Source organism: Chlamydia serpentis (genome assembly GCF_900239945.1).
In the GTDB taxonomy this organism is placed as follows: Bacteria; Chlamydiota; Chlamydiia; order Chlamydiales; family Chlamydiaceae; genus Chlamydia; species Chlamydia serpentis.
In genome coordinates this window covers 334,759-360,570 of sequence record NZ_LT993738.1, presented here as the reverse complement: position 1 = coordinate 360,570, position 25,812 = coordinate 334,759, and the positions used below count along the sequence as shown (strand labels likewise).

The window sequence follows — 25,812 nt, the reverse complement described above, 5'->3', positions numbered from 1 at the left end:
AAAATAACTAATTAGCTAACTTTGAATATAAAAGAACAAATAATTTGTAATTTTAGATAATTTTTTCGGAAACTTGAGCATTATCAATATTTAAAATAAGACTCGTTTTTGGAAGTTTCTGATGCACCTGGTTCGAGGTAATCAGAGTTTGACCTAGATTAGAAGTAAGGTCTAGGATTTGAGAAACGCGTTCGCTATCTAGTCCTGCATGGATATCATCAAGACAGACTAAGGGCGATATGTTGTGGACTTGCCGTAGATAGAGGCACTCAGCAAGTCTTAGGATTACTAAGAGATTATGTTTTTGCCCTTCGCTAGAGAATTGTGATACAGGCATGTGATTAATAGTGAGTAGAAAGTCATCTCGATGAGGACCTACTGAGGTGCTTCCTGACTCAAGATCTCGAGAAAGTGACGTCGAGAGTTGCTTGCGAAACTCTTGAGCTATAATGATTTCAGAAATATTCGAATTTTTGATTAGGGAACACTTAAATTTTAAGGCTAATTGTTCTTTTAGATTATTGGACCAGAGTTCTTTCGATAAAGCTGAGAGCTTTTGGGTACAGAGGAAACGTTGAATTGATAAGTATGTTCCATGTTTTATTAATTCTTCGTTCCAGGCAGAAAGAGTCTGGGTTTGCTTGCTTTTCAACAGAGCATTCCTCTGTTGGAGTGTGCGATGGTAATATGATAAGGCGTGCGTATAATAGCTATCACATTGAGATAGAAGTAGGTTAAGGAAGAGACGACGGTCGGTAGGAGTCCCTGAGATTAAGAGACGATCTTGTGAAGAAAAAAGAACAATAGGTAATTTCCCTATGAGCCGAGATAGAGTTTTTATTGGAGCTTGGTTATAAATAATTTTTTTCCCGTGCTTATCTGTATAAATAGATAGAGTTTCAGGAAGTTCATCTTTCTTAAATTGTGTTTCTAAAAAAAAGTAAGGAGATCCGAAAGTTATGGTATCTGTAAGATGCTGTGTGCGAAAAGATCTTCCTAAGGAGAGAACGTAAAAGGCTTCTAGAAGGTTTGTTTTTCCTTGAGCATTTTTGCCGACAATATAGTTGAGTTTAGGAGAAAGTGAAATTTCTAAATCACTATGATTACGGAAGTTTTTTAGCTTCAGAGAGCAGATTTTCATAAAAATCAGCAGGGTAGAGATTCAAGAGAAATCCCTTGGGTGAGTTATTAATCATCATGTAATCTCATAGGCATAATGACAAATAAACCTGAGGCAGAATCTGTAATGATTCCAGGATTATAGGAATCAGAGATCCCTAGGCAGACTAGCTCATCCTTACTATGTTTCAGAATGTCTAAAAAGAAAAAGGGATTAAATGCGATTTCGAGGAGTTCTCCAGAATAATTTACCGCCATACTTACTTTCCCTTCACCTACCTTAGTACAATTTGCTGTTAGCGTAAGCTCTCCAGGTAAGAAAGAAAACTTGACGGAGTGTGAGGACTCATTTGTAAACAACGCAACTTGTTTGAGTAAGGTAATGAGTTCTTCTCGATGCAAATCAAGTTTTACGCTGCTTTCTGTAGAGATTACAGGAGAGAAATCTGGAAATTCGCCCGCGAGTAATTTTGTAATAACCAGTGTATTTTCGCATTCAACAGCGATTTTATCTTGGTCTAAGAAAATGGTAGCTTCGCTATCATCGGAGCACATTTTTATAATTTCCTCTACTGCTTTTATTGGAATAATGTATTCACCAACAAAGCTTTTATCCATAGTGATTTCGGCATCTATTTTTGCTAATCGTTTTCCATCGGTCCCTACAATAGTAGCAATGCCGTGCGCTATAGAGAGAAGAACTCCAGTAAGAACATAGCGGCTTTCTTCTCGAGATACTGCAAATGAAGTTCTTTGTAGCATTGTTTTTAGTTGTTCAGCAGGTAAGGAAAAGTGCATAGCATTTTGTATATCAGGAAGCATAGGAAAATCTTCTTTTTCCATACTCAGTAGGCGGAAGCATGAGGACCCTGAAGTGATTTGTGCCATTTCCCCAACGGATGAAGAAATTTCTAGATTCGCTTCTGTTAATTCTTTAACCAACTGAAAGAATCTCTTTGATGGGATAGAAATTGCCCCTTTTTCATAGACTTTAGCCTTGGTAACACAACGTGTGCTTACTGTTAAGTCGGTAGCAGTAAAAACCAATTCGTCATTATAAGTTTCGATTAGGACGTGGGTGAGTACAGGAATCGGAGTGTTTTGAGGTACGACACTTTGAATTTTTTTTATAAGGTTTCCTAGCTCATTTCGGGATACAACAAATTTCATATTTTCCTATAACCTGAGGAGTCTTTTTTCTTTATATGAAGGGGCTGTGCCTCTCTACAAGAGATCTTAGAGGTACGAACGGGATATTACTATAAAGGGATTTTCTGGTCTTCTAGATATTTTGGTAGTAAGAAGACTTGAGTTGGGATCATCTTCTTTCAAGATAGAGGGTTTCCTACTCATTGTCTTAAGAACGAAAAACTACTTTTTGTTATACTTGCCTTTATCCCCAACATAAGGGGGAGGATCTTATGACACAAAAAGAAATTGTTTCTAATCGCAAAGCTCTACGTAACTACGAAGTTATCGAGACTTTAGAGGCGGGGATTATTCTAACTGGAACTGAGATTAAGTCCTTGCGTGATCATGGGGGAAATCTCAGTGATGCTTATGTAGCAATTTCTAAAGGTGAGGCGTGGCTATTAAATGCTAGTATTGCTCCCTATCGGTTTGGAAATATCTATAATCATGAAGAGCGTCGTAAACGTAAACTTCTTCTTCATAGATATGAGATTCGTAAATTGGAGGGGAAGGTTGCTCAGAAAGGCATAACTTTGATTCCTTTAGGGATGTTTTTTAGCCGTGGCTATATTAAGATTCGATTAGGCTGCTGTCGTGGGAAAAAAACTTATGACAAACGTCAAGCCATCATAGAGAGAGAGAGAGAACGCGAGGCTGCAGCTGCTATGAAGAGGCGTTGTCATTGATATAGGCTAGGAAGTGATGTTCTTCTGCCCATCTTTTTGCTTCTGCTTTAGATGTAAAGGTCATGAGAATAGTAGCAATAGCATCAGCGTATGTACAACTAGGATGGACTACCGAAACAGATTGGATAGGGTAGGTTGTTAGCTCCAGAGGCTTTCCTGTTTGAGGATCAAGAATGTGTGTGTAAGTTTTCCCGTTAATAAACCACTTCTGAAAATCATTTCCGCTAGTAGCAATCCCTATATTGTTGATATCCAAAATTTCACTTGTAGCTGTAGAGAAAACACGCCAAGGTCTTCCTGAGGGGTGGTGACCGGAGGTCTTTATCTCCCCTCCCCATTCTACATAGTTATTAGGGCAAACATTTTTACAAATCTCATTTAAACAGTCTACGGCATAGCCCTTAACAATTCCACAGAGGTCCAGTTGTACTTCGGGATGATTTTTAATTAGACTTTTGGTCTCGAAATTAAAAGTCAGGTGTTTCCATCCTATTTCTTTATAATGTTCTTCCCAAACTGCTTGAGGAGGTAGGACTTGGCGTTTTAGATAGAGGATCCATAATGTTTTTAGATGTCCTAACGTGGGATCAAATCGCCCTTCTGAAAGTTTGTAAATTTTATCTACCTCATTTAGGAAACCCGCAAGTTCTGTAGATAGGGTTATAGGAATTCCTGCTGGAGCTCGATTAATTATAGAGAGCTCTGAATCAGGATTCCAGTTGTTATAAATAGAATTGATCCTATGAAAGCATCCACGGATTTGTTGGGATAGTTCTCTTTTTTCTTTCACAGATAAAGATTTTCCAATAATAATACGATAAGAGATTGTCATTTCCTCTCCTTCAATTATTGTGGACTCCTGCGAGCAGGAAAAGAGTCCTAGGCATAGAAGGCTTAAGAGAATTTTTGATAACATTGCCATGTATTATTCATTAGCATAGCTACAGTCATGGGACCAATTCCTCCAGGAACCGGAGTTATTGCTGCACATTTCGTCACTACATTATTAAAATCGACATCCCCGACTAGAGTATAGCCCTTTGCGTTATCTGCAGGCACTCTTGTTGTCCCTACATCTACAACTACCGCGTGTGGTGCCACCATAGTTTCTTTTATATAGAGTGGTACGCCTACAGCAGCAACAATAATGTCTGCTATCTTTAAAATTTCTGGAAGATTTTTAGAGTGGCTATGCAAAACAGTAACGGTGCAATTGGTTTGAGGATGTTTTTGCATCATGAGGGCCGCTAATGGTTTCCCTACGATATTGCTTCTTCCTAAAATGGCTACATGGCGACCAGCAAGGGGAATCTCGTAATAGCTAAGGAGTTCAACAATACCTGCGGGGGTGCAGGGAACAAGTCCATTGAAATTTCCAGTAAGTAATTTCCCCATGTTTATAGGATGAAGGCCATCAACATCCTTGTCTGGAGAGATGGATTGAAGGATAACTTCACTATCTAAGTGCTTAGGAAGAGGAAGTTGGACAAGAATACCGTGGATACTAGGATCTTCGTTGAGTCGTTGTATTAATTTAAGCACTGAAGATAGGGTTGAGTCTGAAGGCAGCTTATGAGCTTTAGAAATGATCCCGATTTCTGTGGCTTTTTTGACTTTCATTCCAACATAAACTTCGGATGCAGGGTCATTGCCAATAAGAACTACGGCAAGTCCTGGAGGAATAGGATGTTGAGAGATTTCTTTTTTAAGTTTTAGAAGAATTTTTTCAGCTACAGGAAGCCCTTTCAGCAACATACTAATCTCCTAATAAAAGACACGAGTTTACGAATTCCCGAGTTTATTGCGCAAGGGAGTATATAGATTAAGGAGCTGAAGATGAGATTATCCAAGAAAGAACATCTTAGAGGCGAAATTAAGAAATCTATAGACCAATGTATCTGGTGGCCAAATAAGGCATAGGCAGGAATAGTTAGGATTAAAAAAGTGAAACAGAAAATCATATTCACAATGAGTAAAGCAATTTTACTTTCTTTCGCAAAGATGAGATGAGCCTTATACGCTACGAGAGTCGCTAAGGGATAAAGAAGAAGAAATACTCCCCCACTTCCTGATGCAAGATCATTTAAAACACCACAGCCTAGGGAAAGAAACAATCCCTTGTCTTTTGAAAAATGATAGAAACATAGAACAATATAAGAGGAAAAAACCACTACATTTGCTGTAGGGAAAAAAATAGGCAGAATTAACATATATAAAATACATAGAATTAGGCACTTGCGCGGAGTTGTCAAGGGAAGCATAGTGTAGGCATTAAGTTTAAGAGTTTTTTTCCCATATTTTTAGCGTCTAGTGTCTATAGCAGAGTATAGAATTCTTATCTTTAGGTTTTATTTTTATCTAAAACATTTTTTAATAATGACTTGCGCTGTTCTTGGATTATATTTCTGATCTTAATTAAAATTATTTTTATAATAAATAATATTTTAATTTAAAATTAGTTTAGTAATTTGTTTTTATAATTTTATGAGAAAGCCAAAGAAGAACAGAAGTGATAAAGTTTTGGCTCGGGTGATTCAAAAGAAGTCAACGGAAGTATTAAAGAAGTCTAAGCGAATAAAAAATAGGAACCGCCGTGAGTTTCTTATTGTTAATGAAGAGAAAAATCTTAAAGACCGTGCTCAAGAGTACGATTACTTAGTCCGTTCTCTTTTAGATTTTCAGAAGAAAGATCCAAATAAAGTATTAATTTTCAATTATGAGAATGGCTTCGTTTTTGCTGATAAGGACCATTTTAGTAAATATTCTGTTCGTCTGTAGGTAGAGTTGGATAAAAAAAATCGCAGAACGGGACTATCCCGTGATGAAATGACAGGAAGCCTGGGTAGTTAATTGCGAGCTGGGAACTGTCTTAATATTAAGATCTCCAAAATCTTAATATTAGGACAGTCGGATCTGAGCGATCCCTCTAGCTCGATAAAGATGCATTTTTTTGCATCTACTCGCTGATCTCTGTCTTTTCATAAATTTTTTTTACGCAAGGTATTTTACCTTGCGTTTTTTTTTATTTATGAAAACTTGATTGTTTAGAATTTGTTTGTAAGTTCTTTTTTTTAAATTAATTATTTTTTGTTTTAAAATTATAAATAACCTTAATTTTTATTTTTTAAATTCAGAGAATAGTTATGGCTGTTTCAAGCGGTGGAGGCATTCAGCCTTCCTCAGATCCGAGTAATTGGAGTCCTGCTCTTCAGGGAAAGCAGGCACCAGGTCTTTCTGCACCCGAAGAATCTATATTTTCTGAGACCACGCGGGCCTCCTCTGTTAACGAGGAAAATTTAGTGCGTTCAGGATCTACAGGGATGTATGCAACTGAAACAGAAATTAATAAGGCTAAGTACCGCAAGACTCAAGATCGAACATCAAATTCACCGAAATCTCGATTGAGAAGCACTTTTTCTAAGATGCGTGCTAGTTTGCAGGGATTCATGTCTGGGTTTGGCTCACGGGCTTCTCGAGTTTCTGCAAAGCGAGCTTCTGATAATGGAGAGGGAATGTCTTTGCTACCGACAAACATGGATGTTGCCACCAAAAAGGGTAATCGCATTTCTCCTGAAATGCAGGGATTTTTTTTAGATGCTTCAGGATTTGGCGGGAGTTCATCGGATATTTCTAGTCTTACTTTAAATTCTTTACAATCTTCACAATTTTCTTCTGGCATAAGCAGCAAGAGCTCTAGTTCTTCGGAAGCGAGTTCAGTGGTTTCCTTTGGATCTTTACAAAGGGCATTAATGCCCATGAACGAGCAAAAGGTGAACGCTTGGACTGCCGCTCGTCTAGGAGGCGAAATGATAAGTTTTCTTTTGGATCCAAATGTCGAGACTTCTTCCTTAGTGCGTAGAGCCATGGCAACAGTGAATGAAGGAATGGTAGATCTTTCTGATTTAGCGAGAGAAGAAGTTAGTACAGCAATGCCTCCCTTTAAAGCAAGTCAAGGAAAGGTAAAGTCGTCCTCTTCTGATTCTTCAGAATCTATTCCAGAAGGAACGCAGGCTTTAGATTCGAATACCCTGGAGAAAGCACAAAAGGAAGCCGAAAAAAAGAAAAGTCGAGATGATATAACCGAGGATCAAATCATGTTAGCTCGTGCAATGGCCAGCCTTCTTGTAGGGGGAAAATCTGGAGAGATTTATTCCATTGATTCTAGTTGGTTTAGTCCTTCTACGAAATTCCCTGCTCCTAAGTTTTCGGGAACTATATCCGCTCAGTCCTCTGGAGATAAACCTAAAAATAAATCCCTTGGGATAAAAAGAAAAGATAGTCAAACACACTTTAATCCGATTAAAGAGAGTAAACCACAGAATGCTTCAATTGAAAATTTGTCTCATACGGAAAACAGATACCGCTTTCCTAGAGAACAGCAAGCTTCAGGTACGGTCTCTAAACCACAGCAAAAGGAATCTACAGCATTCAAAAATCCAGAAAATAGTAGCCAGAATTTTTTCCCTGTTAGTCGGCAGAGTGTGCTCCCTATCGCAAGTGGATTAGGGGGACCATTAGGAAGCGATGCTGTAAGTTCATCATATCATTTTCTTACAGAAAGAGGCATATCCTTACTTGCTCCTACACCACGTTCTACCCATGAATATAAAGATAAGGTTGAAGCTCATAAGGGGCCTGGAGCTCCTCCGGATCCCTTGATTTATCAATATCGGAATGTTGCTGTAGAGCCACCGATTATACTTCGTTCTCCTCAGCCTTTTTCAGGGACCTCAAGAGTATCAGTTCAAGGCAAGCCTGAAGCTTCTTCTGTTCATGATGATAGTGGAGGAAGCGGTGGTTTTGGAGATCAAAGAAAGGGATCTTCTGAAAAAGTTTTTCGTCAGAATAAGAAGGGAAAAAAATTATCTAAGGATATTTAGAGTTTTAGGTTAATGTTATGCGCATAATTCGTTTTGATCCCTATGGTGCTGTATTGGCACAAAATGTCGGTAGAGACTCCCAGCAAAACTTACCTTTAGCAAAAAAGATTTCAGAAGAGATTGCTACGAACGAAGCAATCCGTCTTGCTTTGCTTGCAATTGGAGATCGTGAAAAGGAAGAAAAGAAGCAAAAACATCGTTACAAGCTCTTAGGACAAAAGCAAGCAAAAATCCTACTTTCTCAACTACGTCATGTGCGTTTAGATTTTAAAACTTTACGTAACTTTAACAGGAAGAAAGAAGACCAAGAACAAGACGAAAAAAATAAGAAAAGGCCTTGCGTTAAGGTTACAAAGAAAAAAAGTATTTCCTTAGGAGCTGCAGCTTCTCAAGCAATTGCAGCTGCAGCAGAAGCTTGGGTGATTGCTAGAAATAAAGGAATCCTAGAGACCGCCTCTACTCTTTTTTATCAAAAGGATGAGGAGGAGGTCTAAAACTATTTTTAGTTACTATGATCTTAAGTATTCACGCTGCTTTTCGAGTATTTATAGCTAGATCTTCTCCTATGATATTTGCCTCTAGAGAAGTGGTTAGGGGATCCTCTGAATATTTAGTCAGTTTTTTCCAGATGGTGTGTAGTTTTTTTATTTGCCGTTTGCTTAGATATTCCAAAAGGATAAAGCTTTCTTCGTTTAAAGAGAACCCTCCTTTTGACCAATTTATAGACCCCATGAATAGAGATTTATTATCTATAACTGCAAATTTATGATGTAGTGTAGATGGAGCAGTATTTATAGAGATAAAAGGTTCTGTGATATTTAATTGTTTTAATTGATTAAAAGTTAATTTTCTGTGACTTTTATCAATAATGACATCTACCTGAACGCCTCGCTGCTTTGCTTGATGTAAGGCTTCAATAATTTTTGGATGTGTAAGAGCAAACATAGCGACGCGTATTGTTTTTTGAGCAGTGCGAATTTTTTGAAGTACTGTTTCTAGCGCTAATTGTTGAGCTTCGGGAAGGACAAAATATTTGCCTGTCTGATTTTTTATAGAAAAGTCCCCAGAGGTATTTGTGATGATAAGTTCGCAGAGCTCCGAACTATGTATTCCTAAAATAAGATTATTATCTAAACATAGAGAAAGATCCGTATAGTTCGCAGATCCTAACCACGCATCTTTTTTGTCTATAGCAAGCGCTTTTTGGTGCATGAGCTTGCGTCCTAGTGGAGGTTGTTCAATCAGGATAACGTTACTTTGTTGTTTTAAGATTTGGGGAATTTTAAATTTTTGATAGTAGATAGTAATGTTTTTTTTTGCTTGGGATTGTCGAACTATACTTTGTTGGATTTTAGGTTCAGAGAAATTATAAATGCGCATGAAAATTTCTTGGTCAGCATGTTCTATAGCATTACATAGAACGGTGCGTATGTCATCGTTACATTGATTAGAGTATATCGTCGCTTCTTGGGACTTGAGAAAAGTTTTAAAAGTATCATGACGAGGAGCTCGAGCAAAAACTCCTATTAAAATCATAGCACTAATGATAAAAGAGATTTTTAATTTAGCTTTTTGTTTTTTGTTCATTTTTTTACTCTTAAAAGTAGTTTTTTGTTTTTATATATTTTTAAATATAAAAATAAAAATACTTTATTCTATTTTTTAATAAATAAAATTTATTTTTAGATATAGCACGTTTCTTGATTCGGGAAATATTCGTGCCAACGTTGAGAGACTTTTTGTTCTATGAATGGGTCTACCTGAACTTCCTTAGGGTAGGAAGGCTTCATCAGTGCATCAATAATCAAAGGCAAAGTATAGTTTGGGCGATGGTTAGAAAAGTGAGTATAGAGAGTATGGAGATCTGTTGCTGGCGCACATCGTGTAAAGGTCTGCCAGAGAAAATCCTTTTCACTTTGTATAGTTTTCTTCAGGTTATCAGTAAGGATAATTAGGGGCCACTGCTTTAGATCAGGGTGGGAGAGGAGAGATTTCAGACATAGGCTTTGCATTGAAGTTTCTAATACTAAACATCCACGACAGAAAGGAGCGAGGTCTTGAACTCCAGGAAGCTTTCCTCCCCGATATTTATAAGGAAGAGTCCGAATTGCTGTTCCTATACCCATAAAGATTCCTTTAGAGCCTTTATTTAAGCTCGGTCCTGTGTAGTCTAAAGTATCATTTGCAGTTTCTGAGAAAATAATCAGGTCCCGATGTGGTTGAAGACGTTCCAAGATCGTTTCAAGGACTACAGTGAATTTTTCGAGAGAGACCTCTTGATCTGTGATCATTAGGAACTTTGTTAAGGAAAGTTGACCTTCCCCAAGAATTCTAAGAGCTGTTGCTAGAGATTCTCTCCAGTAACGTTCTTTGACAATAGCAGCAGTAAGTGCATGAAACCCTGACTCTCCATAACTTTTGAGGTTCCTTACACCAGGCATAACTAGAGGAAATATAGGGGAGAGATATTCTTGCAGTTTATTACCTAAATAGAAGTCCTCTTGGTAGGGTTTTCCAACGACTGTAGCAGGATAAATAGCGTCCTTTCTATGATAGATTTTATGACAACGGAATTCAGGAAAATCATGTTGTAGACTATAGTAACCAAAATGATCTCCAAAGGGACCTTCCGGATGACGCTTTCCTGCAGGGGATTCTCCTATCAGAATGAACTCTGTATCATAGAGTAGAGGATGGGGATGATCTTTTATTTTTTTATAAAGAAACTTTGATCCTTGGAGAAAGGTGGCAAATAAAAGCTCAGAAATATTTTCTGGCAATGGTGCAATTGCAGAAAGAGTTAAAAAGGGATTGCCTGATAGAAAAACTGTAACAGGAAGATGTTGTTGTTTTTCTTCTGCTTCATAAAGATGCATACCTCCCCCTTTTTGGATTTGAAAGTGAAGCCCCAAGGTACTTTGATTAAATCGTTGCATGCGATACATCCCAAGATTAGGTGTACCAAGAGTTGGGGATTCTGTGTAGACAAGAGGAAGTGTAATGAAGGCTCCACCGTCCTCAGGCCAGCTTGTTAGCAGAGGCAAAAGATCTAGATTGACTTTGGGCATGGAAATAAAGGGAAAACCTTTTAATCGCGTTTTTTTCAGTCCTAAAGTTAATCCTCTTTTTAATAAGTTACGTGATTTCCATAGAGAGGAAAAACTCAGAGGAGAGGAAAGCAGGCGTGTGACTTGAGCTATAAGATCGTCAGGAGCTTGAGCAAATAGTTGATCAACACGATATTTCGTTCCAAAGAAGTTCGTAAGGACTGGAAATGGCGATCCTAAGACATTATGGAAAAGAAGCGCTGGACCTTGATTTTCAATAACACGACGATGAATTTCAGCTAATTCAAGATAAGGATTTACAGGAGAAAAAATATCAACAAGTTGTTTTTGTGAACGAAAAAGGGAAATATGACGCCTTAGAAAAGACATAAATACTTCCCTTACACTTGATATAAATTAAAAATTCTTGCTTTTTGCTCTTTCGATAACTTTTTGTAATCCAAGTTTATCGATATGACGCAGAGCACTAGCAGAAATTTTTAGCTTAAGAAAACGATTTTCTTCTGTAGACCATAAGCGTTTGGTCAACATATTAGGGAAAAATCTTCGTTTAGTTTTCCCTGTTACCTTCAAGCCAATTCCTTTTTTCTTTTTAGCAATACCTCGAATTGTATAGCTGTAACCACGGCGAGGTTTTTTTCCTGTAAGTGGGCATTTTCTTGACATATTCTTCCTATGAATTCTCTAGTATCAGTTAAATAAAGTAACTCTATGAAAAGGAATCCATACTAGAGCTTTTTGAATATATGGGAAAGAGCTTTTCTTAGAAAATTATATTGTTCGGTGTTGATAAGGACCAAGCTACTTTAGGAATTATTGATTATAATAAATTTTACTGATTTTTTGAGATTTAGGGATTTTTAGAAGATTTTATTGATTTTTCTTAAAGTTCTGAGAGAATTTCATCAATGTAAAGATTAAATTTTTTATGAGAAAAAAGATCATTTAAAGGAGGTAAAACTCTATAGGACCAATTCTTTTTAGAAACAGTACCTGGCGTATTGATTCGTTCTCTTTTCAGATTTTTTGATACTAGATCAGGACAGAGGGCAAGGTAATCATTTAGTAAGTTGATGTGAAAGATAGATCCAGATTGATGGGAAATCCTTAAAATATCTTTTTGAATGCTTGGGGTCAGAGATTGCTGAAAAGGGATGTCTAGAAATTTAGCAAACTGCCTGGCTTCTTTAGGTGAGTTCACCCACCATTGCCCAAGGGTATCGGAATCATGAGTAGAGAGTGTTGTTACTGAAAGCGGACTATAATCTTTCAAGGGAATAAACTCACAGTTGCTTTGCCAGTTACGTTCCCATCGAGGAATCCGTGTTCCACAGATCCCTAACTGTGTTAGTGTTATTTTGACGTCTGCAGGAATAGTCCCTAAATCTTCTCCAATGGGGAGCATAGATGAAGAGGTAAGCATTGCAGAGAGGATATTCTTCCCTTGTTTGATGTAATCTTTAGGATTCTCTGGAACAAATTTGCCATTGCCTAAAGAGTCCCAGATCCATAATTGGAACAGGCCTACAATATGGTCTAACCGATAAAGTGAGTAGAAATTTTGAGAATATTTTAAACGTTCTTTCCACCAGATATAGTCATCTTGAGCAAGTTTTGAAAAGTTATAGATAGGCAAATGCCAGTTTTGTCCCTCAGAATTGTATAGGTCTGGGGGAGCTCCTACAGAACGTGATGAAGAAAAATATTCTCGGAAGTACCAGACATCGCAGCTGTCTTTGCTAATCAGAATAGGAAGGTCTCCTTTAAGAAGCACATGCAGTTGATCTGCGTAGGCCTTGACTTGGATAAGTTGTTTATAACAGAGAAACTGGAGATAAGAAAAGAAAAGAACTTCGTGATAAAATTTTTTAGTTAGATAGGGAAAATTTTCCTTATCCGTTAAAGACTTAGGCCAGTTATTAATGGGTGCACCATGCATATGATGTTTGAGTGCACGAAAGGTTGCATAAGGATAAAGCCAATAGTGCTCATTTTCTAAAAATTGAAAAAAGTTATGATTCTCTTCTATCGAGGGTTTAATACATTTCTGATAATAAGTTTTTAGGAATGCCCACTTTTTTTCTTTAACTGGCTTATAGTTTATCGATGGAGCAGAACTTAACTCCTGCATTTCACGTAGTTTATTAGCAGCTTGAGGGATTTTATGAATATCTGGAAGAGATGATAGGGAAAGAAAGAGAGGATTCAAAGCTATTGAAGAGATGCTATTATATGGACTCGTGTCTTCACCAGTATCATTTAAAGGAAGCAATTGAATAATTCGAAATCCCTTTTTAGCACACCAAGAAATTAAAGGAATTAAGTCTAAGAATTCACCAATTCCACAGCTTTGTTGTGTATGTATTGAAAATAGAGGTAAACAAATACCATGTTTGGGAGATATCCCTATAGCCTTCCATGCATGTGCTGTAGGAGAATGCTTTGTATATTGTAAGACATTCACGCGACGTAATAAATACCTAAAATATGAAGGTCAGGAAGATTACCGGTTCGTAAAGATTCTATCCAAATCTTAGCATGTATAGCAAAGAGTCTAAGGTATTCGAATAATTTTTCTCCGTTAAGGTAATTCATACTCATGATATCTGAAAGGTAAAGTTGTTGAGTGACTTCACCGTAACCTAGAATACCTTTAATATTAGATTGAAAAGAACCATTTACAGAGAGTGCCGCTTTGAAAATCCGCTCACGGAATACATTTTCAGGAAGTAGACCAAGAATTGTTGATACTGCAAGATCACCAGAATTTCCATCTTCTTCTATTTGAATGGGAACCTGAGTATCAATAAAACGAATCAAGCACGAATTATTTTTATCTGGAGCAAGTGTTGTATGTAATAGTGGGGATAAAGACTCTAATAGTTGTTCGAATTGGTTTTGCATAACAATCCTTTTTTACATCATGACCAAGGATATGGTTTCGGGAAATCGGAGGCTTTAGGGTAATCTTCATTACTTATATTTACAGAATCTAAAGCATTCGCCATCATAGCTCCCAACTGTTGGCGTTTATCTGCTGACGAGAACAGACGTGATGAAGTTTGACGTAACGCTGTAAAGAATAGGTTTAAGACTCCGGTAACAGATTCAGTATCGTCTCCTATAAGAGAACGAACCTCTCGTTCTATCTTAGATGCTGTTGGAAACTTATCATTAATGACTTTATGAAAAGACTCAGCAACCTTAACAAAATTTATATTTTCGGGGACTTGAATCCCTTCAGCTTTTAAGCTATCCAATAGAACAGGGACTCGAGCTTCGAAATAATCATATGAGGTAAGAACAGCTTGCAAATTGCGAGTTTCTGTCATGAGTACTTGCAACTGAGCTCCAGGCACATAGGGACCTAGTCTTTTTAATTCTGTAGACATTCCTTTCATTAAAAAAGAACTAACAATTGCCATATCTTTGTATGTATAACGGTCTTGAAGCATAGAGAGCAACTGGTCGCAGGTATGTGTATTCCCAGTAACTTCTAAATATAAAGAACGCAGCCCTGAAGGGGATACATTAAGTTGTTCTGCATACTCTTGTGAGGCAAACAGTATATTCTTTCCACCGATTGCTGTTCGTCCCAGTTGTTCTGTATGGGTATTTCTTGCTTCGATAAGAGCATCTTTTAATTTACCACGAGTTGAAGACGTCGTTTGAACAAGATAATCCAAAGCTAGGGATTGTAGAGCTGGATCTTTGATTTTATCTTTTAGAATAGAAAGAATTTCTTCAGGCGAGGAATCATCACTTAAAGTATCGTGTAATCCACGAAGTTCTTGACCAGAAATTTCGGAATTACCAGCAGTATATTTATCAGCAAGATCTGCATCAGACTTATCTTCCGTAGTCTCAGCTTTTTTCTCTGTCTTGCCTGCTTCACTTTTTTTTCGTGATTCTAAAGTTTTGAATTTTTCTTCTTTTTTTCTAGTTCGTGTTGCTGCTGCAGGATTTGTCATGTCTTGAGATTGCTGGACTATATTCATCTCAGAGCCTTCTTGACTGGCTATAACTTCTGCGGCATCTGCTTTTGCAGCTGCAGCTTCTACAGCAGCAAGGTTGACGTTTTGAGTGCCTCCTAAACCTCCTGTGCCTCCTGATGCTGCCATATGCCTCCTATGACTGACAACGTATCAATTAGAAAATCTGAATTCTTCCCAAAGGTTGGATGCGGATTTCTGGTAGGATTTCTTGGTAGGAAATCACAGCAATATCAGGAAATTCTGTTTCTATTAATTTTCGTACATATCTTCTTACGTCAATTGCTGTCAATAATACTGGTGGTTGACCTCCTGCAGGAGTTGGCGTAATTGTATTTCTCATGGATTTTAAGATCAGGTTTACAGAATCAGGATCCAAAGCAAGATAAGAACCTGCTGAAGTTTGCTTAATTGCTCCACGAATCATTTCTTCAATTTCTGGGTCTAAGAGGTAAACAGAAATTGCAGATTGACCTTGAGAGAACTTGAAGCTGATATAAAGCTTTAGAGAAGATCGTACATATTCTGTAAGCAGAACAGTGTCTTTTTCGGTTTGAGCCCATTCACTTAGAGATTCTAAGATAGTGCGAAGGTCTTTAATTGAAATTTGTTCTTGGACTAATCTCTTAAAGATCTCAGTAAGCTTTTGAAGTGGAATCAGCCTTGTGACCTCTTTAACTAAGTCAGGGAATGAGCGTTCCATAAATTCAATCATAGAACGCACTTCTTGGATCCCTAAAAATTCCTGAGAGCTTTTATGGAAAAAGTAAGAGAGGTGAAGGATAATCACTTCAAGGGGAGACCAATACTTAATTGCAGCCTTATCAAGAATAGCTTTAGCATCTTCGCTGACCCATGCTGAAGGTAGACCCGCAGCGTTTTTATAGGTAATGAAAGGCAAATTATAACGGCTTAGATTGTCTTCAACTTCATTAGTCAATACGTGATTCGGAGGAATTTTACCTCGGACATAAGGAACTTCATTAAGAAGAATCATATAGTCATAGCCCTCCAAAGAAGGGGAATCTGTTCGAACATGAATACCAGGATAGCGAATCCCAATGTCTTGATAGAGAGCTTGTCGCATTTTGGGAATCATATCATCAATAAAACTTTGCCCTGATTTTGTCTTGTTTTGGATAAGCTTGGATAGATCTTTTCCGAGTTCTAGAATTACAGGTAGAGTTAGAGAATAGTCGTCAGGGTTATCCCCAGCAGCAGCAGCACCTTCGCTAGCAGCACCTACGGTTGTGGAAGCTCCTGCAGCACCACCTTTTTTGGCTGCCGAAGATTTTTTAGTCATCAAAAGAATCCCAAGAGCAACAAAAATTGCAGCTAAAATCGAGAAAGACCATAGAGGAAAGCCTTTAAAGAAACCAACCCCTAAAGTAGCAGCACCTGCAAGGAGCAGAGCCCGTGGTTCTTTAACCAACTGTGTAGAAATTTCTTTGCCTAAGTTGGTGTTTTTGTCACTTGAAACACGAGTAGTTACTATACCTGCTGTTAGGGCAATCAAAAGGGAAGGAATTTGTGAGACTAAACCATCCCCAATAGACAAAAGGGTATAAACATGAGCTGCTTGAGCTAAATCCATGCCATGCATTGCAACGCCAATTGTCAATCCACCAACAATGTTGATTAAGGAGATTACAATACCAGCAATAACGTCCCCTTTGATGAACTTCATGGCACCGTCCATAGCTCCATAGAGTTCACTTTCCTTTTGGATTTGAGCTCGCTTATCACGGGCTTGTGTGGCATCAATCATACCAGCGCGTAAGTCCGCATCAATCGCCATCTGTTTGCCAGGCATCGCATCCAATCGAAATCGAGCAGCAACTTCAGCAACTCGCTCTGCACCCTTCGTCACTACGATAAACTGAATGATCGTAATAATCAGGAAGATAATAAAGCCAACTACATAGTTCCCTCCAACTACAAAGTCTCCAAAAGCTTGAATTACATGACCGGCATATGCTTTAAGCAGAATTTGCCGAGAGGAGGAAATATTAATCCCCAAACGGAACATAGTCGTGATGAGCAATAACGAGGGGAATACGGACAATTGTAAGGCACTTGGAATATAGAGAGCCACCATCAATAAAAATACTGATATCGACAAATTGATCGTGATCATTAAGTCGACGATAGGCGGAGGCAAAGGAATGATGATCATCAAGACAACACCCATCATCCAAATAGCAAGAAGGAGATCGCTCGACTTATTGATCATATTTAAGGCGGCATCGCCACCAAGTGTTCTACTGACGAAATTAAGTAGCTTATTCATTATAAGTGGTCAGGTTGGTTAGTATTTTGGTTATTAGGATTTTGTGCATTAAGTGAAGTAATATAAAGAAGGATTTCTCCAATAGCTTCATAAGTGGATTCAGGAATAAATTTCAACTCTTTCCCTTCATCCAAAAGTTGATGTGCTAAAGGCACATTACGCATAATAGGAATACCGTACTTCTCAGCTTCATTAAGGATCCTTTTAGCTCGTAAATTAATCCCCATAGCAATGATCCATGGGGCTTTGTATTTTTCAGGCATATAGCCGATAGCAACAGCTATATCTTTAGGATTCGAGACTACAGTACTCGCATGTTTTACTTGCGATGACGAATCTTCATAGGCAATTTCTTGAGCAATCTGTCGCCGACGACCTTTAATCTCTGGATTACCCTCTGTATCTTTAAATTCTTGCTTAACCTCAAACTTCTCCATTTTTAATTCCTTAGCGAAATTATGGCGTTGATATACAAGGTCGAGAACAGCAACGATTAAAAAGAAAATTCCTATCGAGGTCACTGCTTTGTAGAAAATCTCTTTAAAGATTTGAGCCGTAATCACAGGGGAAACCCCGGCGGTTTCTATAATTAATGAGACTTTGCTTTTTAAAGTTATATATAGAATTAAGGCAGCTCCAAAAATTTTTAAAACTGATTTAATCAGTTCTATAAGAGTTTTTATTTTAAATTTTTGTTTGATATTATCAATGGGATTGAATTTCTTAATGTCTGGTTTAAAAACCTCAGTAGAAAATGTAGGGCCTACAATAAGAAAACCTACGATAACACCAACAACAGCAACAGCTCCCAAAAGAGGAAGAGATGCTGTTAAAATGAGAAGAAGACAATTTTTAAGATAAAATAGAGTAATTACAGGATCATGGCGAGTAGGAGCTTGGGAAAGCATAGAAACAAGAAAACCGCCTAAATGCTTAAAAAAAAAGGTCGATAAGGAGAAAGCCGTGAACATCGAGACAATAAAAGTAACAGCAGAAGGAAAATCTTGAGATTTTGCTACTTGCCCTTTTTTCCGAGCATCTCTAAGTCGCTTCGGGGTGGCCTTTTCTGTTTTTTCACCCATGCTATTGCCAAGGTTCGATTAAGAAGACTATATTCGGAATTATCTGCAAATTACCTTATGCTCTTGTTTTTCTCAAGAGCGAAGCCTATATGTTTTGTTCTTAATAAGGTTGTAAAATCACTCTCTTAGAGAAAAGAAGAATACGACAAAGAAAGAACAAAGTTGAAAATTCATCTGAGCTCCCAATATTTTAGGGAATTTTAAGATTGTTACATATGAAGAAAGTATTAGGTAGGGAAAACTTCAATGGATTATAATCGTTTTTTGCCATCTTCAAACTAATTTTGGTTTTGAATATGACGTGTTTCTAATTACTGTGCTTTTTTCCAAACTATGAAAACATCTTTCTAGATTGCAAGAAAGCGTGTCGTTATTTTTAATATTAGATATTTTATGAGTCATACTGAATGTGGAATTATAGGGCTTCCTAATGTAGGAAAATCTGGCTTGTTTAATGCTTTAACAGGAGCTCAAGTAGCTTCTTGTAACTATCCGTTCTGTACTATTGATCCTAACATTGGCGTTGTTCCTGTTATTGATGGAAGACTAGAAACCCTAGCTAAGATTAGCCAAAGTCAGAAGATTGTTTATGCAGATATGAAATTTGTAGATATTGCGGGTCTGGTTAAAGGAGCTTCAGATGGTGCTGGTCTAGGGAATCGATTTCTTTCCCATATTCGAGAAACTCATGCGATTGCTCATGTAGTGCGGTGCTTCGATGATTCCGATGTAACCCATGTGTCTGGAAACGTCAATCCTATTGAAGATATTGAAGTTATTAATTTAGAGTTGATATTTTCTGACTTTTCCTCAGCAACTAGTATTCGTAGTAAACTAGAAAAATTATCTAAAGGAAAACGTGAAGTCGGAGCTCTGTTGCCTTTATTTGATAAAATTATTGCTCATTTAGAAATGGGGTTACCTTTACGTATTTTGGATTTGAGTTCAGAACAAATTATAGCCTTGAAGCCCTATCCATTTTTAACGATGAAGCCTATGTTTTATATAGCTAATGTGGATGAGGGCTCGCTCCCAAATATGACTAATGATTATGTTGCTGCTGTTAGGCAAATTGCATCTAAAGAAAATGCACAGGTCGTCCCTATCTGTGTTCGTCTAGAAGAAGAAATAGTCTCATTACCTCTTGAAGAACGTTTAGAGTTTCTTTTAAGCTTGGGTCTTGAAAAATCAGGATTGCACAGATTAGTGCTCGCTGCTTATGATACTCTAGGACTTATCTCTTATTTTACTACAGGTCCTCAGGAAACTCGAGCATGGACAGTAGCGAAAGGGTCTTCTGCTTGGGAGGCGGCTGGAGAAATTCATACGGATATTCAAAAGGGCTTTATACGTGCAGAAGTGATTACTTTCGAGGATATGGTAGAATGTGGGGGGCGAGCAGGAGCTCGTGAGCTTGGGAAATTACGCATAGAAGGACGCGATTACATAGTCCACGATGGCGATACTATCCTCTTTCTTCATAATTAAAAAAATTCTGAGCATGTAGAATATCTTGTTCAATTGCTTTTGTTAAAGCTTCTTGGGATTGAAATTTCTGTTCTTTTCTAAGAAATTTTCTAGGAATGATGCTTACTTTTTCCCCATATAGATTTTGAGAAAAGGAAAAAATATGGGCTTCTAGACATAAGGACTCCCTTCCGAACGTCGGGGCAGTTCCTAAATTCATAATACCTAAACGTATCGTACCTTCATAAAGCACTTCACAAGCATAAACTCCAAAAGGAAGTAGGCTTTCTTCCACACGAAGATTTATAGTAGGAAATCCTAAAGTACTTCCTATTCCCGAGCCTTTAGTTATTATTCCAGATAGTTTATAGGGGCGACCTAAAAAACGCTTAGCAAGCTCAAGGTTCCCTTCAATAAGAAACTGACGGATTACTTTACTAGAGACAACAACTTCACCAATGTGGTAGGGAGGAACTCTAATAATCTCTATATCAAATGATTTACCTAGAGAGCGAAGAACATGCGTATCATTCTGCTTTTCTTTTCCTATACAAGAATCATAACCTAAGATCAGGCGTTTACATTTTAAACTATCATATAGTAATGAGATAAATTCTTTGGCAGATTGGTGTGCAAAATTTTCATCAAAAGTAAGGACTCCTAACCAGTCTACTGGGACCATTTGTAACAAATTGAGGCGCTCGTCTGTTGTATTAATCAGTTTAATAGGGGCTAAAGAAAGTACTTTTTGCGGATGAGTATCAAAAGTAATAATTCCTGAGGATCCAGGGTAAGACGTGAGAACAGATAAAAGCTTGCTGTGCCCTAGATGGCATCCGTCGAAGAAACCTACAGTTACAGAATCTATAGAAAAAGAAGACGCTAAACTATAGGCTATTTCCATGGGTATCTCTTAAGTAGGGAGAAATATCGAAATCAGGATAGTCTAATAGGTTCCCGTCGATACATTGATCTATCGAAAAACCTCCACTACGTAAACGGCGTAATTGTTTAAGATAAGCTCCACAACCCAACATAGTCCCGAGTTCGTGAGCAATGCTGCGAATATAAGTTCCTTTACTGCAGCGCACTAGAAAATGTAATAAAGGATACTCATATTTAGTAATTTCTAAATGGACTTGCACTGTAGAATGGTTGCGTTCTATAGACAAGCCTTTTCTAGCATACTCGTATAGCTTTTTTCCTTGGACTTTTTTTGCGGAAAACATTGGGGGGAGTTGCTGAATCTCTCCTTGAAAATATTCAGCAGCAGATAAAATTTCTTCAGAGCTAGGAATCTTCTTAGATCTCCCTACTACTTTACCATCACAATCATATGAATCGGTAGTAGTTCCTAAATGAGCAATAGCTTCATATTCCTTATCTTCAAAAAGTAAAATATCGGAAAGCCTTGTAAACTTTCGGCCAATCAACATGACCATAACGCCAGTAGCAAAAGGATCTAGAGTTCCTGCATGACCAATTTTTTTAACGCCTATTAACTTGGTTAAAGCACGAATAAGGCTAAATGAAGTTCTACCTTGAGGCTTGTCTACAAGAAGAATACCCTCTTTTAATTCTACTGCGAGATCCATAGTAATGTCTTTAATAATGTTCAGATTCCAAAAAAATACAGTCTGCTAACTCTTTTCTTTCTCTTGAATCTGCCAGAGCAGGTTTTCTATATAATCTTGAGGAGAAAAAATATCATCGATATAAAAATGAAGTTCTGGAAAATATTTAAGTACTACATTTTTTGAAGCCTTATGAGCAATAAAACCAGCAGATGCTTTTAGAGCTCCTAAAGCTTCTTCTTTGGTATTCTCATGCGGCATAACAGATACATAAACACGCGCAGAATGCAAATCTTTGGATAGGGAAACACGAGTAACCGTAATCCAAAGATTAGAAATTTTGGGGTGCTTAACGTCTTTTAAAATCACCTTAGCAATAGCTTCTTGGAGCAAAGCATTTACCCGTTTAATACGCCTACTTTCTGTCATACAGTACTTCAAGTTATAGTTTTTGTGGGTGATAGATAACTTCATAACATTGTAGAACATCACCTACTTGAGCTTGTTGATATCCCTCTAGTAAAATTCCGCACTCTAAGCCTTTGCGAACTTCTTTAACATCCTCTTTAACTCGTTTTAATGACGAAAGCGTGCCTTTCCAAAGAATTTCTTTATTGCGTAGGACACGGACTTTATGATTGCGAGTCATAATTCCTTCAGTAACTATGCAACCGTAAATAGACCCTACTTGTGAAGATTTAAAGATTTCCTTAATTTCAGCGGAACCCTCATCTTTTTCTTCAGCAATAGGATCTAATAGAGAAGTCATTATTTCTTTAATCGCATCTATAGCATGATAAATAACACTGAAAAGCTCAATTTGCACTCCTAAGCTCTTAATTAAAGGCTCAGCGTGACTTTCTATTCCTGTATGAAAACCAAGGATTACTGCTTTAGAAGCTGCAGCTAAACGAATGTCTGACTCTGAAATTTCACCTACGCTACTTGTTAAAACCTCAACGTCAACCTTTTCAGACTTAATCTTAGATATCGAACTTACTAATGCCTCTATGGATCCTTGTACATCTGCCTTGACCATTAGCTTTAATGTCTTTTTATTTTGTAACATAGAATCAAAATTAGGTCGTTTCTTTTGTTGTAAAGCAAAACGCTGTTGACCTACAGATCTAGCTTGAATAATGTCTTTAGCGGTTTTCTCATTTTTAACAACAAAGAAGGGATCTCCTGCTTTAGGGATATCTGATAGTCCTGTAATTAGAACTGGAACAGATGGCCCAGCTTCTTGCATCAATTGATTATGTTCATTATGCATGGTCTTAACTTTGCCGTAGCAATCGTTAAATACTAGAGCCTCTCCAAGTCTCAAGCTTCCGTTTTGAATTAAAATAGTCGCAACAGGTCCCAGACCTTTATGTAATTCTGATTCAATAACGAGTCCTCGTGCACGAGCTAAAGGATCAGCTTTTAATTCCAAGATTTCTGCCTGTAAGGCTAGCATTTCTAAAAGCTCTGGAAGACCTTCTCCTGTTTTTGCCGAAGTATTTATTGTGACAGTAGTTCCTCCCCAGGCTTCGGGCAAAAGATTAATTTCTGCAAGCTGTCTATAAACTGTTTCTGAATTAAAGTTAGGTTTATCACATTTATTGATAGCTACAACAATAGCAATATTAGCAGCTTTTGCATGTTCGATAGCCTCGATAGTCTGTTCTTTAATTCCTTCATCTCCAGCGACTACAAGTACAACAATGTCGCAAACTTCAGCTCCTCGAGCTCGCATTGCTGAGAAGGCTTCATGACCGGGAGTATCTAAAATGGTTATGTCACCAACTGGTGTTGTACAACAAAAGGCTCCCATGTGTTGTGTAATGGCACCAGCTTCTGTTGCTGCAATGTTACTTTTTCTTAAGGAGTCAATTAGCGTAGTTTTTCCATGGTCCACATGTCCCATAAACGCTACAATAGGGGAACGAATAACAAGTTTGTTAGGATCTGTAGATTGAATTTCTTCTTTCACCGTATCATAACTTAAACATAATTTGTCTTGTTCAGAATAATCAATATCAATCGTACATCCAAACTCTAAGCCGATAAACTGTACTGTAGTTTCACTATCTAGAACATCATTGACTACGTAAGTCATTCCGTGAATGAATAGCTTTTGGATAACTTCCGAAGCTTTTAGCTTCATCTCTGCAGCTAGATCTTTTACAGTAATTGGCAAGGAAATTTTAATATGTGTAGGGCGTTGAATTGAGGCTTCATCGTAGTGTTTTTTTTGCTTATAAACACGTTTTTTACGCCATCTATCTTCTTCTCCACCTTCATTTAACCCATAGCGATCTCTTCCTGTAAACACTTTAACACTATCATCTGATTTTTTAGTGCGGTCACGAAAATCTGTAAGGGGTTTTTTCCCAATGTCTCTTCTTGGAGCGGATGGCGAAGTACGACTTGTAGGATTGAATTGTTTTTCTCGATTGTTTGATTCAACAGTTTCAGAAGATCCTGGTTTGGCGGTTTTATCTCCAGAGACTGGTTTCGTACTTTTTGATCCGGTTCCAGACTTCTCTTCTTTATTAGGAGCCTTAAATGTTTTTGCAAGTAGATGATTAATATGTTTACCTGTAGGGCCAAACTTAGATTTAATCATAACAACATTTTTAGGCTCAACAGGCTTCACAAACTTAGGCTCTGGTTCTTCTTCTTTAACTATTGGTTCAGGGATGTTGGATTCCTCTGAAGGAACTTCTGTAAACTGATTAACGATAGGACTTTCTTCTATAACCTCGTCAATTATTTCTATCTGAGGCTCAGGATCCGTTATTGATACGGAAGAATTTTCAGATTTATCCAATGAAGCTAGAGCAGAAGACTCTTCCTCAGCTGAGAACGATGAACGATTTTTGGCACGAATGCGACGTGAAGTAGGCTCAGCTGGAGCTAATTCTGTATTTACAGTTGCATTAGGATTTGCAATAGTACCTACCTTAACAGACTTTTCTTTTATAGAAGATTTTTCTGCACAAGATTTAGGTTCAGAAGATCCTGCTTGAGCAAGCTTTTGTTTTAGTTTATCCAGCCCAGCAGCTTTTGTTAATTGAGCATTTTTAATCTTCAATTTTAGGTTTTTCGTCAACTTTACTTTCTCCATATTTGCTGACTTGTTCAAGGATCTTATAAGCAAGCTCTAAACTGATCCCAGGAACAGATGCCAGATCATTAGCACTCGCTAATAATACTTTTCTAATTGTATCGTATCCAGCGTGTTCTAAATTTTGGATGACTAACTTGCTAGTCCCTTCCATTTCTAAAGGCTGATCTAGATAAGGACTATCGAATTCTGCTAATTGGAGGCGTTGAATTTCTAGCAGCTTATTATACTCACTCATTCGTTGTACTTCGAGTTCGTAGTCTAGAATTTGGCTAATTAAACGGGCATTGATTCCTCGCTTGCCAATAACAGTAGCGTAGTCTGCATCATTAACTACAATTGCAATTACCTTATCATCTTCAAGAATAGCAATCTTTTGGATTTCTATAGGATAAAGCAGATTTTGCAAGAGTTCAGTGGATATAGGCGAGTAATTGACAATATCAATTTTCTCATCATTCAATTCTCGGATGATATTTTTTACTCGAGAGCCCCTCATACCCACAAAAGCTCCAACAGGATCAGTTTTAGGATCAGATGATCTAACTGCTAGTTTAGTACGATATCCTGCTTCACGAGCTATCTTAACGATTTCAACAGAGCCTTCCTCTAGTTCTGGAACTTCTTGAACGAACAGTTGCTTAACAAATTCTGCATGACTGCGACTAAGAATAACTTCGGCTCCACCGTTTTCTGACTCTTGAACTTCATAGAGTAGGGCGTAGATTTTATCGCCAATCTTGTGTTTTTCTGTTTTAGGATAAAATCGCGTAGGAAGAATTGCTTCGACTTTTCCTAAATCAATAATTAAGTTAGAACCTTTGGCAAAACGTTTAACCACTCCTGATAAAATTTCATTCACTCGATGACGATACTCTTCATAAATAACATCTCTTTCAGCGTGACGTAATTTTTGACCGATGATTTGTCGAGCTGCATGAGCAGCTATTCTTCCAAAATTATCCGAAACAAAAGGAACGTCCATATACTGACCAATTTGGCAGTCGGGATCGTATTCTCGAGCTTTATCAAGAGGTATTTCTTTGCTAGGATTTTGACAGACGTCTACTATTTCTTTTTCACAAAAAACTTCAATGTCTCCAGTTCGTGAATTAATATTTACAGAAATGTTTGCATCATCCCGCAAGGTTTTTTTAGCTGCAATTTTTAATGCAGATTCAATAGCACCTATAATAGTAGAGCGTTGAATGCCTTTTTCTTTCTCCATGTAGTCAAAAATAGCTACAAGATTTTTATTCATTATACTCCTCTTGTAAGTAAGTAAATCAGTACATAGCTAAATTAAGGACGTATTATTTAGAACTGAATAATACGATCCTGTTGCTTACTT

The 25,812-nt window shown here is 37.6% G+C and carries 23 protein-coding genes; 5 read left to right on the top strand and 18 right to left on the bottom strand.

Going from position 1 to position 25,812, the window contains the following annotated elements; translation table 11 throughout:
- Positions 1–52: 52 nt before the first annotated feature.
- Entirely contained in the window at positions 53–1,141 is a 1,089-nt protein-coding gene (recF, locus tag C834KP_RS01540) for a DNA replication/repair protein RecF (RefSeq protein WP_108896447.1), read from the bottom strand.
- Between the two features lie 47 nt (positions 1,142–1,188).
- Positions 1,189–2,289, bottom strand: a complete 1,101-nt coding sequence (gene dnaN, locus C834KP_RS01535) for a DNA polymerase III subunit beta (protein ID WP_108896446.1) — start codon at positions 2,287–2,289, stop codon at positions 1,189–1,191.
- Positions 2,290–2,540: 251 nt separating this feature from the next.
- Here dnaN and smpB point away from each other — a divergent pair, with 251 nt between their 5' ends.
- Positions 2,541–2,996: an SsrA-binding protein SmpB gene (gene smpB, locus C834KP_RS01530; protein WP_108896445.1), complete on the top strand. Its 456-nt coding sequence runs from the start codon at positions 2,541–2,543 to the stop codon at positions 2,994–2,996.
- On the opposite strand, the gene C834KP_RS01525 is transcribed toward smpB, so the two are convergent.
- From C834KP_RS01525 to C834KP_RS01515, 3 genes are read right to left on the bottom strand one after another with little or no spacing between them, the layout of a single operon-like run.
- Complete coding sequence (locus tag C834KP_RS01525; protein WP_108896444.1) at positions 2,974–3,918, bottom strand: FAD:protein FMN transferase; 945 nt, start codon at positions 3,916–3,918, stop codon at positions 2,974–2,976. The genes smpB and C834KP_RS01525 overlap by 23 nt on opposite strands.
- Positions 3,891–4,751 carry a bifunctional methylenetetrahydrofolate dehydrogenase/methenyltetrahydrofolate cyclohydrolase FolD gene (gene folD / locus C834KP_RS01520; RefSeq protein ID WP_108896443.1) on the bottom strand — a complete coding sequence of 287 codons (861 nt, stop codon included), beginning with the start codon at positions 4,749–4,751 and terminating at the stop codon, positions 3,891–3,893. Before folD ends, C834KP_RS01525 begins: the two co-directional genes overlap by 28 nt.
- A complete protein-coding gene (locus C834KP_RS01515; protein ID WP_108896442.1) occupies positions 4,742–5,257 on the bottom strand; it encodes a hypothetical protein in 516 nt (171 codons plus the stop codon). Before C834KP_RS01515 ends, folD begins: the two co-directional genes overlap by 10 nt.
- Before the next feature lie 223 nt (positions 5,258–5,480).
- Here C834KP_RS01515 and ltuB point away from each other — a divergent pair, with 223 nt between their 5' ends.
- The 3 genes from ltuB to C834KP_RS01500 all read left to right on the top strand — a co-directional run bounded on the left by ltuB (position 5,481) and on the right by C834KP_RS01500 (position 8,370).
- The gene (ltuB, locus tag C834KP_RS01510; protein WP_108896441.1) at positions 5,481–5,774 is read left to right on the top strand and encodes a late transcription unit protein LtuB; all 294 of its coding nucleotides are present in this window, start codon (positions 5,481–5,483) and stop codon (positions 5,772–5,774) included.
- A gap of 365 nt (positions 5,775–6,139) precedes the next feature.
- Positions 6,140–7,876: a hypothetical protein gene (locus C834KP_RS01505; protein WP_108896440.1), complete on the top strand. Its 1,737-nt coding sequence runs from the start codon at positions 6,140–6,142 to the stop codon at positions 7,874–7,876.
- Positions 7,877–7,893: 17 nt separating this feature from the next.
- On the top strand, positions 7,894–8,370 hold the full coding sequence (locus C834KP_RS01500; protein WP_108896439.1) for a hypothetical protein: 477 nt from the start codon (positions 7,894–7,896) through the stop codon (positions 8,368–8,370).
- Positions 8,371–8,401: 31 nt separating this feature from the next.
- Here the strand turns inward: C834KP_RS01500 and C834KP_RS01495 are convergent, their stop codons facing one another.
- The 8 genes from C834KP_RS01495 to sctU form a co-directional block, all read right to left on the bottom strand.
- A complete protein-coding gene (locus tag C834KP_RS01495; RefSeq protein WP_108896438.1) occupies positions 8,402–9,463 on the bottom strand; it encodes a phospholipase D-like domain-containing protein in 1,062 nt (353 codons plus the stop codon).
- A gap of 95 nt (positions 9,464–9,558) precedes the next feature.
- The gene (locus C834KP_RS01490; RefSeq protein WP_108896437.1) at positions 9,559–11,313 is read right to left on the bottom strand and encodes a menaquinone biosynthesis decarboxylase; all 1,755 of its coding nucleotides are present in this window, start codon (positions 11,311–11,313) and stop codon (positions 9,559–9,561) included.
- Between the two features lie 27 nt (positions 11,314–11,340).
- Positions 11,341–11,610, bottom strand: coding sequence for a 50S ribosomal protein L28 (gene rpmB / locus C834KP_RS01485; RefSeq protein WP_108896436.1), 270 nt, complete (start codon positions 11,608–11,610; stop codon positions 11,341–11,343).
- A gap of 217 nt (positions 11,611–11,827) precedes the next feature.
- Positions 11,828–13,408, bottom strand: a complete 1,581-nt coding sequence (locus tag C834KP_RS01480) for a 4-alpha-glucanotransferase (RefSeq protein ID WP_108896435.1) — start codon at positions 13,406–13,408, stop codon at positions 11,828–11,830.
- The gene (locus C834KP_RS01475; protein WP_108896434.1) at positions 13,405–13,848 is read right to left on the bottom strand and encodes a CesT family type III secretion system chaperone; all 444 of its coding nucleotides are present in this window, start codon (positions 13,846–13,848) and stop codon (positions 13,405–13,407) included. Before C834KP_RS01475 ends, C834KP_RS01480 begins: the two co-directional genes overlap by 4 nt.
- 17 nt (positions 13,849–13,865) lie before the next feature.
- Positions 13,866–15,065 (bottom strand): type III secretion system gatekeeper subunit SctW, encoded by a 1,200-nt coding sequence (gene sctW, locus C834KP_RS01470; RefSeq protein ID WP_108896433.1) that lies wholly within the window; start codon positions 15,063–15,065, stop codon positions 13,866–13,868.
- A gap of 28 nt (positions 15,066–15,093) precedes the next feature.
- Positions 15,094–17,226, bottom strand: a complete 2,133-nt coding sequence (gene sctV / locus C834KP_RS01465) for a type III secretion system export apparatus subunit SctV (RefSeq protein WP_108896432.1) — start codon at positions 17,224–17,226, stop codon at positions 15,094–15,096.
- Positions 17,226–18,308 (bottom strand): type III secretion system export apparatus subunit SctU, encoded by a 1,083-nt coding sequence (gene sctU / locus C834KP_RS01460; protein ID WP_108896431.1) that lies wholly within the window; start codon positions 18,306–18,308, stop codon positions 17,226–17,228. Before sctU ends, sctV begins: the two co-directional genes overlap by 1 nt.
- 393 nt (positions 18,309–18,701) lie before the next feature.
- Here sctU and ychF point away from each other — a divergent pair, with 393 nt between their 5' ends.
- A complete protein-coding gene (gene ychF / locus C834KP_RS01455; protein WP_108896430.1) occupies positions 18,702–19,796 on the top strand; it encodes a redox-regulated ATPase YchF in 1,095 nt (364 codons plus the stop codon).
- Here the strand turns inward: ychF and C834KP_RS01450 are convergent.
- From C834KP_RS01450 to nusA, 5 genes are read right to left on the bottom strand one after another with little or no spacing between them, the layout of a single operon-like run.
- On the bottom strand, positions 19,774–20,679 hold the full coding sequence (locus C834KP_RS01450) for a bifunctional riboflavin kinase/FAD synthetase (RefSeq protein WP_108896429.1): 906 nt from the start codon (positions 20,677–20,679) through the stop codon (positions 19,774–19,776). The two genes, ychF and C834KP_RS01450, sit on opposite strands and share 23 nt — an antisense overlap.
- Positions 20,663–21,370 (bottom strand): tRNA pseudouridine(55) synthase TruB, encoded by a 708-nt coding sequence (gene truB / locus C834KP_RS01445; RefSeq protein ID WP_108896428.1) that lies wholly within the window; start codon positions 21,368–21,370, stop codon positions 20,663–20,665. The genes C834KP_RS01450 and truB overlap by 17 nt, the downstream gene beginning before the upstream one ends.
- A gap of 45 nt (positions 21,371–21,415) precedes the next feature.
- Positions 21,416–21,778 (bottom strand): 30S ribosome-binding factor RbfA, encoded by a 363-nt coding sequence (gene rbfA, locus C834KP_RS01440; RefSeq protein ID WP_108896427.1) that lies wholly within the window; start codon positions 21,776–21,778, stop codon positions 21,416–21,418.
- Between the two features lie 13 nt (positions 21,779–21,791).
- Positions 21,792–24,461: a translation initiation factor IF-2 gene (infB, locus tag C834KP_RS01435; protein WP_108896426.1), complete on the bottom strand. Its 2,670-nt coding sequence runs from the start codon at positions 24,459–24,461 to the stop codon at positions 21,792–21,794.
- Positions 24,418–25,722 carry a transcription termination factor NusA gene (nusA, locus tag C834KP_RS01430; RefSeq protein ID WP_108896425.1) on the bottom strand — a complete coding sequence of 435 codons (1,305 nt, stop codon included), beginning with the start codon at positions 25,720–25,722 and terminating at the stop codon, positions 24,418–24,420. Before nusA ends, infB begins: the two co-directional genes overlap by 44 nt.
- Between the last annotated feature and the right edge of the window lie 90 nt (positions 25,723–25,812).